A 17,276-nucleotide genomic window follows, 5' to 3' on the forward strand; every position below is an offset into this window, starting at 1 on the left:
TTTACCATAATAAATATATATTTATAATATAATATAATATAATATATTTTTATTTTACATGCAATAAAAATAAATTTAAATATTATTACAATTATTATTGAAATACAAATTCAAATATAAAAAATATATTTTATTAAATTAAAATACGGCAATACCTGAGTCAGTTCTTCCATCACATCCTGCAAAGTAAACATTATTATCATTTTTCATTATAACTTGACCTCGTCCAAAATATCCGAAATTTGTTATATGAGACTTTTTAGTAATATTATGTCCCAATGATGAAAGTTCTGAAAATAACACATCATCAAAATTGTATTCTAATTCAATATTCTTCTCCCCTACCCATTGCCATCTAGGTTTATCTAATGCTGCTTGAGGATTCAAATTATGGTCTATTAAATTACTCATAACCTGTAAATGTCCCTGAGGCTGCATGAAAGCTCCCATAACCCCTAAAGCTGCATAAGGTTTTGAGTCCTTACATATAAATGCCGGTATTATTGTATGATAAGGCTTTTTATGTGGTGCTATAAAATTATCTGAATTAGGATCTAGTGAAAAATTAGCTCCTCTATTTTGCAATGCTATGCCTGTTTCTGGAATCACTATACCAGAACCGAATGCACAGTAATTACTTTGTATATAAGAAACCATATTACCGTAACTATCTGCAGTTGCCAGATATACTGTATCCCCTGATGAGAATATATGATTTATAGGTTCTAATGCTTTATTTATTCTTATTAATGAAGCTCTTTTAATAGCATATTCTTTTGAAAGCATTTCTTCAATAGAAGTTTTCATGTGATAAATATCAGCAACATATTTTTTCGTGTCTATGAATGCCAATTTCAATGCCTCTATTTTATAATGTACGCTTTCTAATGGTGTCAAATCTTTTAAATCAAAATGAGATAAAATATTTAAAGCCATTAATACCGTAATTCCATGTCCGTTAGGCGGAATCTCATAAATATCATAACCTCTATAATTAGTAGTTATTGGAGTAACAAATTCTGGATAATATTCATTTAAATCTTCTTTAGATAAATATCCTTCATACTTTTTCATAAATGCATCTATTTTTTCAGCGTATTCTCCTCTATAAATACATTCTGCATTTGTGTTTCCTATATCCTCTAAAGTTTTAGCATGATATGGAAGTTTAACTATTTCACCAAGTTCAGGAGTTCTTCCATTAAAAGTAAAGGTATCAAACCAATATTTAAACTCTTCTTTTTTTAATTTATCAGATTCTTTTAAATATACATAATAAGATTCTTTCCAATCAAGAACCACTTGAGGCTGAACAGCATAACCTTCTTTGGCATATCTAATAGCAGGTTCAAGTACATCTATAAGATTTAATTTACCGAACTTTTTTACAAGTGCTGCCCAAGCTGCTGGTATTCCTCCAATCGTTACAGGAAAAAGTCCGTAAGTAGGCATTTGATCGAGATTAAGCGATAATATTTTATTAACATCTAAATTCTTTGGAGAAAACCCGCTTCCATTAATTGCATATAAATTATTTTCAAAATTGATTATAGCAAAAGCATCACCTCCCAAACCATTTGAAGTAGGCTCAACAACTGTAAGAGCTGCTGCTGTTGCAATTGCCGCATCAATAGCGTTTCCGCCTTTCTTTAATATTTCAAGACCTGCCTGAGAAGCTAGTATATTGCTTGTAGAAACTATATTTTTTCCAAAAACCACATTTCTCTTAGATGGGTAAGTATTATCATAAAAATCCATAATAAAATCCAATACTTTATTTTTATTTACTTAGTTAAGTATAATTAAAGGATTAGATTTTGTCAAAATATTTTTTAATAATGTTTGATTAAAACTTAAAAATTATTTTAGTATAAAATATTTTATAAATATTAATAATGAATAAGAATTTAATTATGATTTTTTTGTATATACTAAGAATTTTTAACTTTGTCAATTTTTATGTTGTTTTTTTCTCGCCGCACGCCACAGGTGGACTTCGTCAAAGAACCAAAAAGTGCAAGTATAAAATTAATATTATATCATACTAAAATTGTCTTACTTGTAAGATAATTTATTAAATTAAAGCCAAAATATGAATTTAATAAATAAAATTAATTGAAATTAAAGTGCTTGGTTAAAGCTTTTAATCAGGCACTTTAAAAAATTATTCTATAATATCAAAAAGTGCTTTTATTATTTTAGGATGCAATATTTTGGAAGTATGAAAACTGATAACCATTCGTTTATTATCTTTTTTATATTCTATGGCTTTCCTTTTGTCTATCTAAAACAAAACCATTATCAAATAAAAGTTTTTCAGCTTCTTTAGCGTTTAATTTAGGTAATTTATCTTTCAACTGCAACCTCTATAGGAGTTATTGAATAGTCTTTATTTTCTAATTGCTTTAACTCATCTTCGCTCATACTTTCTAAATAAAGTTCTATAGCTTCCTTTATATTTGACTTAACTTCTTCAAAAGTTTCACCTTCACTTACACAGCCTTTAAGTTCTGGTACAAAGGCAAAATATCCATTTTCATCTTTTTCTATTATAGTATTTATAATCATAAAAAAACTTTTATCTATATGTAAGCTATTATATACAAATAAATAAAAAAGTAAAATTATTTATTATGTTTACTAATTACTTTGTTAAAAAATCTGTCAATAAAATATTCTATATAACCCAAAAAAGCAAAAAACAAAGTTATAAAAAATACATTTCTTAAAACTGCTTTAAGTCCGTATTTATCTATATCTACAAAAAAGTAAGGATAATAACTTCCGTCAGAAAAAGGACTTCCTACTCTAGCTCTTATAAGTATAAAAGCAAAATATACAAATGGAATTATAATCCAAAGCAGAGGATCAATTATTTTATAAATTCCTTTCTTATCAAAAATAACATAATCAAAAATAGTCATAATTGGAAGTATATAATGAAGTATAATATTTCTTATATAATAAAGTCCTTTATAATCTTCTGCTGTTGGACTTAATAAAAAATGATATACTAAAAATGTAACAGTTATCGACATTGTAACGGCACCTTTAAATCTTGGATAAAATGTTTCTTTTTTCTTTATAATATTAATAATATCCAAAATAAAATAAACTATTACAAGTATATTGCTTTGATATGTGAAATAGTATGCAGTTTCTATATCAAGTTTAAAATTATCATAGAAAAATCCATGAAGCACAGCAAAAGCACCAATTATAATTATTATTATTTTATATACTATAGAAAAATTAATTTTTGTCATATTAATTCCAATAAATATAATTATTAAAAAAATTTACTGCAAATATTAATGATTAATTCTTTATTAACTAAACTATCAATCCATTTACTTGGAATATTATCTACACCATAATATAAACCTGCAAGTCCTCCAGTAACTGCCGCAGTAGTATCAGTATCATCTCCCAAATTAACTGCTTTTAATACTGCATCTTTATAATTTGAAGTATTTAATAATATCCATATAGAAGCCTCCAATGTATGAACAACATATCCGCTGCTTTCTATTTTATTTACATTAAGTTTTTTAAAATCAGATTCAAATATCCTTTTATAATTATTAATCTCTTTTTCATTTTTATAATAATCAAAAGAATCTTTTAATGCTTTATTAATACCTTCTTCAATGTTCATGTCATTTATTAAATTTAATGCTATGGCAGTATATATTACACAAGCTATTAAACTTCTTTTATGAGAATGAGTAAGCGAAGAAATATTGTATATTATATTTATCGCTTCGCTATTATCAAATAATTGACTATCAAAATATTTTTTTATATAAAAAGCAATTGGAAGTATCCTCATCAAAGAGCCGTTTCCATTGCTATATTCATCAGACAGTCCGCATTTTATGGGATTTTTTCCGATTTTATGATTATCTATAGCTTTTCTTGTAGTTATTCCAACATCAAAAGTATTTCCGTCAGCTGTATAATAGCCTTTATCATACCACATAGCAAAACTATTCATAATATTATTATAATTGATATTTTTATTATTCAAATTATCAAGTAAACATAATGTTAAACTTGTATCATCAGACCAAGTGCCTGCTTTTTTATTATGAGTGCCGTATCCAATCATATCAATACAATGATTCTTTTTAATAATATCCCTAGAAATAAATTCATAAGGAACACCCAAAGCATCACCAACAGCTATACCTAATATTGCAGATTTAAGCTTATTTTCTAAATTCATATAAAATAATCCAATCATAAAAAATATAATTATATTGTTATTAAAAATTATAATAAATATACTAAAACTATCAATAGATTAAATAAAGAATATATAAAAAAAGCGTATCTAAAAAATTAGATACGCCAGGGTTAGTGAATTTCTTATTAATTTAATTACTTAGCAGGAGTTAATTTAGTTAAAGCATCTTCTACTAATGCAACCCAAGTAGCACCGCTTACGCCATCAACATAAATGTTGTTAGCTTTGATCATTTTGTCATAAGCAGCTTTTCCTCTAGCAGGACCAGTGCTATGTGCACATTTTGTTAATACAACTTTTGTTAATTTACCGCCGGCAACAGTAACTTTAGCTTGATAGTCACCTTTAGCTGTTTTGTAAGTAGCTTTGTAATTTCCTAAATATGTACCGTCAGGTATCTTAGCCAAGTCGATTTTTCCTTGAGCAAATAGGAATAAGCTAGCAGCAAAAAGAACTGTAACTACCAAAAATAAAACTTTTTTAAGACTCATACATCTTCCCCTTTTTAATATAGTTGTCTATTAAAACTTCATAAGTAAAAAAAAGTAAAAAGTTTGTAAAACTAATTTAACATTTTTTTTATATTTCCATTTCTAAGCAGTCCCAATAAGTTATTATATTCTACAGTTGTCTTTATTTGACAGTATCTATCATCTACAAAGCTAGAATATTCTACTTTTATATATTTTTCTATTATATTTTTTAATTCATCATTTTCATATTTTTTATTTGGAAGTTCTTTGGCAAAAGCATTTTCTATTTTTACCTTTGACAATGCCAATGCTGCATTGAAGGCACTAGTTTCCATCTCATCTTTAGTTACAGCATAACCATTAGGATATCCTATAGAAGTGGCTATAAATTTATTCTCATTAACCCAGCCTTCATTAAAATTTACATTATTATTGATAGAAACTGTTCTTTCAGCAGATTTGCATGATATAAGTAAAGCCAAAATTATTGTAATTATATAGCCGTATTTCATATATCCTCCAAATTTAAAATATCTCTCAAAAATATTCGTCAAAATTTTATTTTTTTTAAGCATATAATTATACATAATTATTAATTTTAGAGTATAATAGTTCCGATCATATAAAAAAATATATAAATAAATATTAGCAGCGGGAATTATTATGAAAAAATTGTACATTATATCTATAGTATTTCTTTTATTATGTGCAAGAGGCTTCACTCAAATATACACATTTCAAATTGGAGAAAAACTAAATAACTCATATATTTTATCAGAAACAAATTATGCAATCATAATAGAAAAAAACAGTGCTAATTCTGGAAAAACTTTTGATATAATATATAAAGATGCCAGATTAACAGGTTATAAGGATGCAGGAAATATAAAAATACTTCCTAATGGAACTTTAGTTGCCACTATGCTAAAAACTTCCCTTGGTAAGGATATGTGGGTTGTAATATATGGAAATATTGAACAGGAATTCGATTCTATAGAAAGAGAAATTTACTCCGGAAATAATTCTATAATATTTACTAGATTAATGAATTATGGAGTAGCTGTTATAAATGGAGAAGCTAAAGTGCAGTATTCTGAATTATATGACAGTGTTATCAATGATAATTCATATGCCTTTTCTTATTCAAGAGACGGACAATATTTTGTAAATATTAACGGAGAAGAAAAGCAGGTATCAGCAAAAGCAGACAGACTAAAATTCTCAAATGATGGAAATAATATAGTATATGTTGTAGAAAATGAAGGAAATGCAATTATATTTACAGGAAGCACCGACAGTGAAGGTTTCAGATTAGTGGATGATATAGCTTCATTCAATGATAACAGTATAGCTTATGCTGTAAAAGCTATGCCGTCAATGGATACTAATTCAACAAATATGATTAGTTCAAATGATTCTATGTCAAATACTTTCATTACAAATACTAATGATATGACTAATGAAATAGTAACTAATACTACAACTGTAACAAATTATAATCTTTCAAATATGAGTGTATATACAAATGAAGAAGGCGTAACAGTAAAAGGACAATCAAATACTATAGCTTTAATGGTTGTAACAAATGTAATAACAAATATAAGATACAATGAATTAGCAGATCTTCCAGCTGCTGCAGCTTCTACAAATTCAATTATAAGCAATGAATTTATTATGACAAGCGTTATAGCTAATGGAAGAAATTACGGAGAATTTAATTCAGTAACTAATATGTCATTCTCTCCTGACGGTAAAACATTAGTATTTGTAAATATTAATAGTAATAATACTATGCAGTTATATGTTGGCGGAAATATGACTACTAATTATGATATGATACATAATTATAAATATTCCGATGATAGTACAATATTAGCCTACTCTGCACAAACAAATAATGTATCATTCTTAGTAGTTAATGGTAAAAGACTTTCTAGAAACTTTGATAAAATAAATGACATATATTTCTCTACAAATAATACTTTGGTTTATAATGCTTCTATGAACGAAAGAGAATATATAATAGCAAATGACTTTGAAAGTCCTTCTTATAACAGAATAACTTCATTCAAATTTTTAGGAGATTCATTTGCATTTACAGCAGAAAGACTAGGAAAACATTATTACTTTATATTAAATAAAAATAATTCTGTAAGAAGAGAATTCGGCGGATATGATTATGTATCAGCTATGGATAATAATCAGGAAGATGCTTTATCAATAGTATCTGACGGAAAGAATATCTTTATAATAAAAAATGGTGTAATAGTAAATAATCAACAATAGTTATTATAATCTTCTACCTATATTTTAATGCGTAAATCTGAATAAGGTTTACGCATTATGTTTTTAAATCTATTTCTTATAAAAAATTATAACTTGACTTAATTTTGATTATAGTTAAAATAAAAAATAAATTTGAATTTTGTTTATAGTAATTTAAATATAAAGTAGTTAATGAATGAATAATAATGATAAAATAAGAATCATACCTCTTGGCGGAGTACAAGAAATAGGTATGAATATGACTGTTATAGAATATGGAGATGAAGTTTTAATAGTAGACTGCGGATTTATGTTCCCAAGATACCATATGCTAGGTATAGATTATGTTATTCCTGATACTTCATATTTAGAAGATAAAAATATAATAGGACTTATACTTACTCATGGACATGAAGACCATATAGGTGCTATACCTCATTTCCTTAGAAAATTTCCTGATATTCCTATATACGGTTCAAGACTTACTTTAGCTTTTTTAAGAGCTAAATTAAATGATTATAAAAATGAATATAAAGATACAAAATTACATGAAGTTGAGCCTAGAAATAAAATACAGTTGGGAATGAATTTTGATATAGAGTTTATAAGGGTTAATCATAGTATACCTGACGGAGTTGGAATAGCTATAACAACACCTCTTGGAGTTATAATACATACAGGCGATTTCAAAATAGATTTAAACCCTACAACTGATAAATTTATAGATCTTTATAAATTTGCTGAATACGGAGAAAACGGAGTTCTTCTTATGCTGGCAGATTCTACAAACTGTCAGAGAGATGGATTTTCTATGAGTGAAAGTGTTGTACAAAACAATATGACTCCCCTATTCGCTTATGAAGACGGTATGATTATTGTTGCAGTATTTGCAAGCAGTATAGAAAGAATACAGGATTTAGTAACTGCTGCAAAAGTTAATAATAAATTCGTGGCATTCTCTGGAAGAAGTTTAATAAAGTTTACTAAAATCGCTCAGGATATGGGTTATTTAAATCTTTATGATATAGTTATACCAATAGATAAAATAAACAAATATCCTAGAGAAAAAATAGTATGTATAACTACAGGAACACAGGGAGAACCTTATTCTTCACTATCTCTAATAGCCGCAGAAGCTCATAAACATATAAAAGTAGAAGATGGTGATATGGTTATATTCTCATCAAGCGTTATACCTGGTAATGAAATGGCTGTTACTAGAATGATAAATAATCTGTTTGATCTTGGCGCTAAAATGGTTGGAGAGGATAAAAAACTTCTTCATGTATCAGGACATGCTTCAAGCGAAGATTTAAAATTAATGTACAGATTAGTAAAACCTAAATATTTTATTCCTATACATGGTGAGAAAAGACATTTAATCACTCATATAAAATTAGTTGAAAATTTAAATGGATTAGATACTAAAGGATTCCTTCTTTACAATGGAGATGTGCTTGAAATAGATGAAACTTTAGAGGCTAAAATTACAGAGCCTATAGAGATAAGAAATATATATGTTGATGGAAAAGGCGTAGGAGATTTAGAAGAAAGTATATTCTATGATAGAGAACAATTATCTCTTAACGGAGTGGTTGTTGCTAATGTTGTAGCAAAGAAAAATGCTGCTGGTCAATATGATATAAAAGTTGATTTAGAAAGTAAAGGTTTTACATATACAGGCGGAGAAAAAGAAGGTATAATAAATAAAACAGAACAGTTAAGAGAAGAAGGTATAAGTTCAGCAATAGAAGCTGTTAGAAAATTATTAAATAGAAATAAGAGGACTCCTTCTACAATAAAATATGAAGTGAGAGAAGCACTTCGTAAGAAATTTATTCAAATAATAGGAAGAGAACCTGTAATATTTGTATGCTTATATATGGATCATATTTATATAGAACAATCATATAATAATAATGATGAAAATAATAATGCTGTTAAAAACAATATAGAAAATATAGAAACAGAAAACAATAATGATGAGGAGAAAACAAAATGTCATACGAAGAAGAAAAAGAGAATCAAGAAAACAGTAGCGAAGAAGAATACATCGCAGATAAAAAGATTGAAATCAAAAAAGAAAAAAGCAGTAAAAGAGAATTAATATTTACAATACTTATAATAATATCAATAATCGTTGGAGCTGCAAGTATATTTTTAAAAAATGAAAATAAAAATATAAGCATATCAGGCAACATTAATTCTTCTATACAAGCACAGACTGCATTAAAAGATGGAATAGCAATAGTGGATTTAAATGGAGTAATAACTCATGTCAGTAGAAAAAACAGTTTAGGTATAGAATATCCTTCAGTAACAGAAAAACTTATTTCAGATTTTGAATATTATTTTAAACATCCAAAAGTTAAAGCTATTGTACTTCAAGTTGATAGTCCAGGAGGTTCTTTGACATCATGTGAGGAAGCTTTAAAATATTTGCAAAAATTAAAAGAAAAATATCCAAAGCCAATAGTAGCATCTTTCAGATCAATGGCAGCAAGCGGAGGATATTATATATCTATGATAGCTGATAAAATATATGCTAATGAATCCACTCTAACAGGAAGTATAGGGGTTATATCACAATTCTTTAATATATCAGAATTGATGGATAAATATGGCGTAAAAATGTACACAATAAAAAGCGGCAGAAATAAAGATTCTCTATCCCCTTTCAGAGAACCTAGAGAAGATGAATTAGCTTATTGGCAGGATATGACAGATGAATTTGTAGGACAATTCACAAATGTAGTTGAACAGTCAAGAGGAGATAAAATAAAAGTAAATAGAGAAGATGTATTTGATGGAAGAGTATTCAGCGGAAAAAAAGCTTTAGAAATAGGTCTTATAGATTCTATAGGAACTTTACATGATGCTATAAAAGATGCAGCTGAAATGGGAGGAATAGAAGACGAAGAGCCTTATATAATAAAGAAACCTAAAGAAAAAAATGATGTATTTAATTTATTCTTTGCAAATATTTCAGAAGCTATTAAACCAAAATCAAGCCTTCCTTTTCCTTATGATGAAATAATGAGCACAAAATATATTGGAGTTCCTATGTATATTTATATTCCAAATTATAATGGAGTAAATTGATGCAGTTACATGAAGCTATATACTACTACATATTAAAACCTAAAGAAGCTATAAAAAAATCTATAACTTTTGAATATTCTTTTTTTGTATATTTATTAGCATCTTTAAGCATATCTATATCTGCAATATATGTAATAGATAATAAATCTAATATATTAAATTTATTTATATTCACTTTTGGAATAGCAGCATATATGGCAATATCAAATATAATAAAAATAGCTGTTATTAATCTTACAGTATCATTATTTTTCAAGATTAATAGTAATGACATAAAAAAATTTATTAATAATTGCTTTGGTATCTTTGGCATATTTATATTTATATTGCCTATAACATTATTGTTCAGCAGATTTAAATCTCTTTACTTTATTCAAGTTATAATGTTTTTTATATTAGGATTATATTATATGGTATTAATGTTTAATAATATAAAACATTCATTTAATATAGATAGTTCATTTAAATCATTTTTAGTTCTAATTGCCCCTATAATATGTGATTATTTAACTTACATATCATTAGGAGTGTTAATATTTGGAACTATTATTAGTTATATTTAATTATGAAAAAAATTAATAAATATATTATACTTGAAACTATAGGTCCTTTTCTAGCAGGAATTTTGTTTTTTACATTTATATTTGTAATTCAGCTTTTACCAGAATTAATAAGACTTATATTTAATAATGGTGCTCCATTATTTATGTCATTAGAAGTATTTGTATATATGCTTCCTTTCAATATTGCTATAACAATACCTATGTCTATACTTATGGCAAGCATAATAGGATATGGAAGGCTTTCTTCAGATAATGAAATAATAGTAATGCGTGCTTTGGGTTTTCCTCATATGAGAATATATGTACCTATTATAATATTGGGAATTTTTACATTTATTTTTTCATTATTTTTTAATAATGTAATTATGTCTGAAGCAAATTACAGATACAGAGCTTTAATTTCATATATGGTAAATATTAAACCTTCTATAGCCGTTGGAAAATTAGAGTTTTCCGACATTCCAGATATGGGACTTTCAATAGGATCTAAATATGCTGATGATATAGGTATGTCAAACGTTGTAATATATGATAGATCTGAAACTAAAAGAGTTATAACTGCCAAATATGGGCTTTGGAAAAATAATGAAGCTAATGCTCAAGTGGTAACTTTAACTTTATATGACGGTGTTGTGCAAGAGATGCCTGGATATGGTTTTGTATCAAATGATTATACAGTATTTGACTCTATGGATATAAATATTGTAAGAAATGTAAGCACATTAACCTCCCATGAAAGAGGATTAAGAGAAATGCCTTCTTGGAAAATAATGGAAAAAATTAATCAAACAAAAAGAGAGGCAAATAAATCTGTAAATGAACAAATAAATGGAATGATAATTAATGCTTATAATAATATAGACACTAATGCTGTTAATATCACTTCATTTTCTAATGAATATATACAAACTAATTCAGCAGAATTAACATCTATAAGAAAAAAAGCAATTGAAGAAGCTGTCCCTTATTTTTACTATGTAGAGTTTCATAAATTTATTTCAATACCTGCAGCATGTTTATTTATGGTTTTAATAGGAGCTCCTTTAGGTATAGTAGGAAAAAGAAGCGGTAAAGGATTTGGATTTGGATTATCTGTAATAGTAGTTGTTATATATTATTTACTTATTACTGCTGCAGAATTAATGGCTGGCGGTAAAAAAGTATCTCCGCTTATTGCTATGTGGTTTCCGAATATAGTCTTAGCTGCTATGGGAGGTTTTCTTATGATAAGGTCCTTCTTTAGCAGAGGAAAATAAGATTGATTATACTTTTATTAATAAAAATAAAGTGATAAACTAACATTGATGTATTATCAAGCAGTTTATCACTAATTATAATAAATATTATTATTTTACAGAATCAGATATATTTTCTTTTGCTTTATCAATACTTTCAGCAGCTTTTTTCAAACCGGACTCTATAGACTTAGAAGCCTCATCCATAGCTTTAGAAGGATCTACTTTTTCCATAGCATCTTCTACAGCTTTAGAAGCATTGTCTAATGTTTTCTCTGTAACATTTCCAGCTTTTTTCACGCCATCTTGTGCAGCTTTTGATGCATCATCTATTTTTTCATTTATAGCATCTGTTGCCTTATCTATTACACTTTTATCCTTCTCACATGAAAAAGCAAATATTGATAAAGCAATAACTAAACAAAATATAATATTTTTCATCATACAAATCCTCATAATTTTTTGTATAATTATAATAATTAATATATATTTGTCAAGATATAGGTGCATTAGATATATAAACATTCACTTTATACTTATTTTTTGTATTCTTTGAATTATATATACTTGTGGCTTTTGCAAGTCTATCATTAAACTTCTCAACCAAAAAATCAGCATCATCAACTTTAGGAGCTAGTATTACTTCTTTTAATGCTTTATTATCAAATATATAAAGATAATTTTTATAAGAACGCTTCATATTATCATCTATATGTAAAGGATTACTGCCATATTCTACAAGCTGTATTATACGCATTTCCTGTTCCTCTATAAAAGACGAATCCTTTATCAAATATTGAATATTCATAAGAAGCTGATATGATAATGATAATTCCTCTGAATTAAAATCTTTAATAATTTTAAATATAGAATTAAATATATAACCTATATTATTTTTTAATTTTTCATAAACTTTTTTATCACAGCTCCAAACATTATACTCTTTATTTAAATCAATAATAATATTATCATAATCAGATTCACAAGGATTGAATATTATTTCATTATTTTTTGAATTATAATATAAAACAAAATACAAAGGTAATGTCTGTTCATTATAAAACTCTATATTAGAATAATTATTTTTATCATAAGAGAATGAAAATACTATACTGCTATTTAAATTATTAAAAGAAGTATCAAAAAATGACTTATCAAATACTAAACAGCATCCTGTACCCTCTTTATTATCATATTTACCATATAATCTATACATAGTTAAAGAATCTTTGCATCTGCTGAATGATGTCTGCAAGGCAATAAAATTATTAATATTTCCATATTTAGAATTTAATTTGTTATTTCTAAGAAGCTGCATCAATATTTTTCCCTCTTTAGGATCATTAGCATTCTTTACACTTGTCATTCTTAATTTATTTTTCTTTAAATACGTATTATATTTTGAATTATCTGATTTATCATATCTCTTATCAAAAGCCATGTCATCGAAAACATCTATGCTTGTATAATGTGATATCTCATTAACTTTATCATCGTCTTTTACAGAAACTAAATATAAAAATATATATTGCAATACCCAAAGTTTTTTTAATTTAGATGTATCCTTTATATCACGTGCTATAAAATTAAAATACTCTTCTTTTTCTTCAGTCCAAAAACTATTTTCATGCAATACTATATCAATAATTTTTTCTATGTTTATATATTTTATAAATCTTGATATTATATTAAATATAGTAACATTTCTAGATTCTTTAATGTCCAAAAGTAAAGTCAAAGCGTAATCATACTCTTCTAATCCTATCAATGCTTCTGACTTTAAAAAATATACTCTATCATATATAGTATCATCTTTCATAACATTCAATTCTATATACTCTTTATTTTTTACTATGGTATCTCCTTTTGAATTATTCTCATCTAAAATAGAAAGTGCTTTATCAAGACATTCTATAGCATCTTTATATCTTTTTATATTTATAAGCAGACTAGCTTTATTTAAATACAATACCTCCAAAGATTTATTTATTTCAAAAGCCTTATCATAAATATTAAATGCTTCATCTATTCTTCCAAGTTTCTCTAAAACCATAGCAACATTCAAATAAGCATAATTGTATCCGAGTTCTAAAGCCTTATTAAAATAAAATAATGCATCTTCATAACGTTCTAATTTTGAATATATTATTCCTATGTTAAAATAGGATATTTCAGATTTATCATTTATTTCTAATGCCATATTGAAAGCATACAAAGCTTCATCAAATGCCATTAATTTAGCAAGTATTATACCTTTATTGATAAAAGCCTTCTCATATAGCGGATTTATTTCTATTGCTTTATTATAGTAATCTATTGATTCCTCATATCTATTCAAATAATATAATGTTAATGCAGTTTTATAACAGCTTCTTGCAAAATATCTATCTCTATAATTTGTATCAAAATCTTTATAATCATTTTCAAAATAACTTATTATTTTTAAATATATCCTAAGAGCAGAAGAATATTTTTCTAAATTAAAATGAAATCTCGCTTGAATGAACATACTATCTATTTTATCTTTTAGCATAAATAATTCCCAAATTATTAGTATATAATTTTATTATAAACTATTTTTTAATTATATAAAATATAAAAATACTATTGACAATTTTTTTATAAATGTTAATATTACTACATAAAGTATTATTACTTATAAAAATATTTTAATTAAGGATTTTATATATATGAAAAACAGTAATAAAGGTTTTTTCGGTAAATTCGGAGGGAGATTCGTACCGGAAGCATTAGAAAAATTATTAATTGAATTGGAAGAAGCTTTCCTGCATTATATAAATGATAAGGAATTTTTAAGCGAGCTTGAAGAATTAAGAGCTGATTTCATAGGAAGACCTACTCCATTAATGTATGCTAAAAACTTGTCTGAGAAAATTGGAGGGGCAAAGATATATGTCAAGTTAGAAGGACTTGCTCATACAGGAGCCCATAAGATTAATAATTCTATAGGACAGGCATTGCTTGCCAAAAAGATGGGTAAGAAAAAGATTATAGCAGAAACTGGTGCTGGTCAGCATGGACTTGCCACCGCAGCAGCTTGTGCTAAATTAGGACTTGAATGTTCTATTTATATGGGTGAGATAGATGTAAAAAGACAGCAGCCTAATGTAGCCTCTATGGAGTTATACGGTGCCAATGTAGTATCCGTTACTAAAGGAGGACGCGGACTTAAAGATGCTGTTGATGCGGCATTAGAAGATTGGGTAAAAGATTTAAAAGATACTCATTATTTACTTGGAAGTGCTGTAGGTCCTAGCCCTTATCCTGATATTGTAAGGACTTTTCAATCTGTAATAGGAAAAGAATTGGATAAACAAATACAGGAAAAAAATTTGAATGTTAAAGCATTGATAGCATGCGTTGGAGGCGGTTCTAATGCTATAGGATTTTTTGAGCCTTTTATAGAAAGAGAAAATCCAAAACTAATAGCTGTAGAAGCTGGCGGAATAAGTATGAATCTTGGAGAGAATGCTATTAGAATGACAAATCCTCATGCTAAAGATGTTGCTGCTCAGGGATATATGAGTAAATTTATTTTAAAAGAAGACGGAGAAATATCTGAAACTATGTCTATATCTGCAGGACTTGATTATCCTGGAGTTGGTCCTCAGCTTGCATATTTAGGAGAGTCTGGAAGAATAGAATTCACTTATGCTACAGATAAAGAAGCAATAAACGCTGTAAAAGAATTTGCTAAAAATGAAGGTGTTATATTTGCATTAGAAAGTGCCCATGCTGGTGCTAAGGCTATAGAATATGCCAAGCAATATAGTAAAGATGATGTTATTATAGTTAATATGTCAGGAAGAGGAGATAAAGATATATTCATAACCTCTCCTATTTTCAGACCTGATAAATGGAAAGAATTCTTAAAAAGTGAATTGGAAAGATTAGAGAAAAATATAGACATTCACAAATTTTAACCTCACAATTATATATTTTTTATTTATAGGTTTTTGTTTATTATTATTTAATATTCAAAAACCTATTTTTTATGATTTTAAATAAAAAAATAATATCAATAGTATGAATGATAAATATTCATACATAACTATTTATTCTTTATGAAAAGATTTTATTTTATAAAAACTAATAATACTATATAGATAAGGAACATATTTTTATCAATATATTCTTGTAATAGTAAGTTTGTATACAATGAATATTCAGAAAAATTACTCGCATAATACATCAATTAGATATCAAATACTTTTATAATGTATGAGTATAATTAAGTTTCATAGAAAATAATATATTAAAAAAATATTTTTATTTAGAAATAACTTTTCCATCTATATTAGAAAAATGAACATTACCAAAATCTCTGCTGTCATAACCATAATCCCTATTATCAGAAAGTACAAAATATTCATTATAACCTATTATATAAGGGCTGAAATTATCTCTTGTGGACACTTCAGCATCTAATATCCTGCCGTCAAATTCCACATTAGCCCAAGGCTCATTGAGAACTTCTCCGTTTATATAAACAACCTTATTCCTTATTTCTATAGTTTCATTAGGAAGTCCAACAACTCTTTTTATTAAATATCTAGTATTTGAGATATTAACATTTCCAAAAGTTATAAAATAAACAAAGTATGAAACAAATCTTTTTAAAAAGAATTCTTTTTCAGTTCTAGGATCTATTATAAATACAATATCTCCCCTTTTAGGCCTTGAAAAAACAATAGTTTTTCCTGTAAGAGATGATACAAAAGGTTTCAATGCAATACCATATCTTAATTTAGATGTTATTAATATTTCATTAGGTTCTATAGTATTCATCATAGTAGAACTTTTCATTCTATCAATTCTTATAAATAAAGTAAAAATACCAAATAAAACAAAAGCAATAATAAATCCTAATATCAATCTAGCAACTACCCTATAAAGAAGGCTATTGCTTCTATAATATATAAAAATAAAAGGTTTTAATACAGCCTTGAGTGCATTAATTTTTTCTTTTTTTAATTCTTCTCTATCATAAGAATAATTCATCTATAATTGATGACCTCTGTAATTAAAATAAATTTTTTATGATTTTTTAGCCTGATGTTCGCTATTTTCTAAAGCAGCAGGAACAGCAGGAACTACAATATATCCGTATTCACCGCTTCTGCATAAATTCATTATTACTTCATTATCCAATGTAGGACCTTGAACATCTTCTCTTAAATATTCAGGTAAATCTATAACATGATATAAAGGATCAATACCATCAACATTAACTTCAAATAATCCTTCTATAAATTCTAAATCTTTATTTAATCTATCTAACATTTCATTTTTTTGATTTTCTTCTATTCTTAATCTTGTTTGATATAAAAGAGCTTCTAATTCTTCTCTGTCTGTAGTCATTATTATA

At 26.6% G+C, this 17,276-nt stretch carries 17 protein-coding genes; 6 read left to right on the forward strand and 11 right to left on the reverse strand.

The features are described from left to right. Positions 1 to 138 precede the first annotated feature (138 nt). The 7 genes from BRSU_RS07410 to BRSU_RS07440 all read right to left on the reverse strand — a co-directional run bounded on the left by BRSU_RS07410 (position 139) and on the right by BRSU_RS07440 (position 5,234). A complete protein-coding gene (locus BRSU_RS07410; RefSeq protein ID WP_048594725.1) occupies positions 139 to 1,758 on the reverse strand; it encodes a gamma-glutamyltransferase family protein in 1,620 nt (539 codons plus the stop codon). A gap of 497 nt (positions 1,759 to 2,255) precedes the next feature. Then, positions 2,256 to 2,357 carry a type II toxin-antitoxin system HicA family toxin gene (locus BRSU_RS15110; RefSeq protein WP_483413623.1) on the reverse strand — a complete coding sequence of 34 codons (102 nt, stop codon included), beginning with the start codon at positions 2,355 to 2,357 and terminating at the stop codon, positions 2,256 to 2,258. Continuing rightward, the gene (locus BRSU_RS07420; RefSeq protein WP_048594727.1) at positions 2,347 to 2,568 is read right to left on the reverse strand and encodes a type II toxin-antitoxin system HicB family antitoxin; all 222 of its coding nucleotides are present in this window, start codon (positions 2,566 to 2,568) and stop codon (positions 2,347 to 2,349) included. Before BRSU_RS07420 ends, BRSU_RS15110 begins: the two co-directional genes overlap by 11 nt. 56 nt (positions 2,569 to 2,624) lie before the next feature. After that, complete coding sequence (locus tag BRSU_RS07425; protein WP_048594729.1) at positions 2,625 to 3,266, reverse strand: Pr6Pr family membrane protein; 642 nt, start codon at positions 3,264 to 3,266, stop codon at positions 2,625 to 2,627. A 23-nt stretch (positions 3,267 to 3,289) separates the two neighbouring features. Continuing rightward, on the reverse strand, positions 3,290 to 4,228 hold the full coding sequence (locus BRSU_RS07430) for an ADP-ribosylglycohydrolase family protein (protein ID WP_048594730.1): 939 nt from the start codon (positions 4,226 to 4,228) through the stop codon (positions 3,290 to 3,292). Positions 4,229 to 4,383: 155 nt separating this feature from the next. After that, positions 4,384 to 4,740 carry an FMN-binding protein gene (locus BRSU_RS07435; RefSeq protein ID WP_048594732.1) on the reverse strand — a complete coding sequence of 119 codons (357 nt, stop codon included), beginning with the start codon at positions 4,738 to 4,740 and terminating at the stop codon, positions 4,384 to 4,386. A gap of 71 nt (positions 4,741 to 4,811) precedes the next feature. Continuing rightward, entirely contained in the window at positions 4,812 to 5,234 is a 423-nt protein-coding gene (locus tag BRSU_RS07440) for a hypothetical protein (RefSeq protein ID WP_048594734.1), read from the reverse strand. 151 nt (positions 5,235 to 5,385) lie between these two features. Here BRSU_RS07440 and BRSU_RS07445 point away from each other — a divergent pair, with 151 nt between their 5' ends. The 5 genes from BRSU_RS07445 (at position 5,386) to BRSU_RS07465 (ending at position 11,908) form a co-directional block, all read left to right on the forward strand. Further along, complete coding sequence (locus BRSU_RS07445) at positions 5,386 to 7,008, forward strand: TolB-like translocation protein (protein ID WP_048594736.1); 1,623 nt, start codon at positions 5,386 to 5,388, stop codon at positions 7,006 to 7,008. Positions 7,009 to 7,183: 175 nt separating this feature from the next. Beyond that, entirely contained in the window at positions 7,184 to 9,094 is a 1,911-nt protein-coding gene (locus BRSU_RS07450) for a ribonuclease J (RefSeq protein ID WP_048594738.1), read from the forward strand. Beyond that, positions 8,986 to 10,089: a signal peptide peptidase SppA gene (gene sppA / locus BRSU_RS07455; RefSeq protein ID WP_209435136.1), complete on the forward strand. Its 1,104-nt coding sequence runs from the start codon at positions 8,986 to 8,988 to the stop codon at positions 10,087 to 10,089. Before BRSU_RS07450 ends, sppA begins: the two co-directional genes overlap by 109 nt. Continuing rightward, positions 10,089 to 10,652, forward strand: a complete 564-nt coding sequence (locus BRSU_RS07460) for a hypothetical protein (protein WP_048594739.1) — start codon at positions 10,089 to 10,091, stop codon at positions 10,650 to 10,652. The genes sppA and BRSU_RS07460 overlap by 1 nt, the downstream gene beginning before the upstream one ends. A gap of 2 nt (positions 10,653 to 10,654) precedes the next feature. After that, the gene (locus BRSU_RS07465) at positions 10,655 to 11,908 is read left to right on the forward strand and encodes an LptF/LptG family permease (protein ID WP_048594741.1); all 1,254 of its coding nucleotides are present in this window, start codon (positions 10,655 to 10,657) and stop codon (positions 11,906 to 11,908) included. Between the two features lie 90 nt (positions 11,909 to 11,998). Here the strand turns inward: BRSU_RS07465 and BRSU_RS07470 are convergent, their stop codons facing one another. Both BRSU_RS07470 and BRSU_RS07475 read right to left on the reverse strand, forming a co-directional pair. Further along, positions 11,999 to 12,331: a hypothetical protein gene (locus BRSU_RS07470; RefSeq protein ID WP_083997869.1), complete on the reverse strand. Its 333-nt coding sequence runs from the start codon at positions 12,329 to 12,331 to the stop codon at positions 11,999 to 12,001. Between the two features lie 49 nt (positions 12,332 to 12,380). Further along, complete coding sequence (locus tag BRSU_RS07475) at positions 12,381 to 14,420, reverse strand: tetratricopeptide repeat protein (protein WP_048594743.1); 2,040 nt, start codon at positions 14,418 to 14,420, stop codon at positions 12,381 to 12,383. Positions 14,421 to 14,577: 157 nt separating this feature from the next. Between BRSU_RS07475 and trpB the strand changes: the two genes are divergently transcribed. Beyond that, entirely contained in the window at positions 14,578 to 15,831 is a 1,254-nt protein-coding gene (trpB, locus tag BRSU_RS07480) for a tryptophan synthase subunit beta (protein ID WP_048594744.1), read from the forward strand. Between the two features lie 346 nt (positions 15,832 to 16,177). Here trpB and lepB read toward each other — a convergent pair whose 3' ends face one another. Together lepB and gatC are read right to left on the reverse strand one after the other, a co-directional pair. After that, positions 16,178 to 16,909, reverse strand: coding sequence for a signal peptidase I (gene lepB / locus BRSU_RS07485; RefSeq protein ID WP_048594745.1), 732 nt, complete (start codon positions 16,907 to 16,909; stop codon positions 16,178 to 16,180). A 36-nt stretch (positions 16,910 to 16,945) separates the two neighbouring features. Continuing rightward, on the reverse strand, positions 16,946 to 17,269 hold the full coding sequence (gatC, locus tag BRSU_RS07490) for an Asp-tRNA(Asn)/Glu-tRNA(Gln) amidotransferase subunit GatC (protein ID WP_048594746.1): 324 nt from the start codon (positions 17,267 to 17,269) through the stop codon (positions 16,946 to 16,948). Between the last annotated feature and the right edge of the window lie 7 nt (positions 17,270 to 17,276).

Source organism: Brachyspira suanatina (assembly GCF_001049755.1).
Lineage (GTDB): Bacteria > Spirochaetota > Brachyspiria > Brachyspirales > Brachyspiraceae > Brachyspira > Brachyspira suanatina.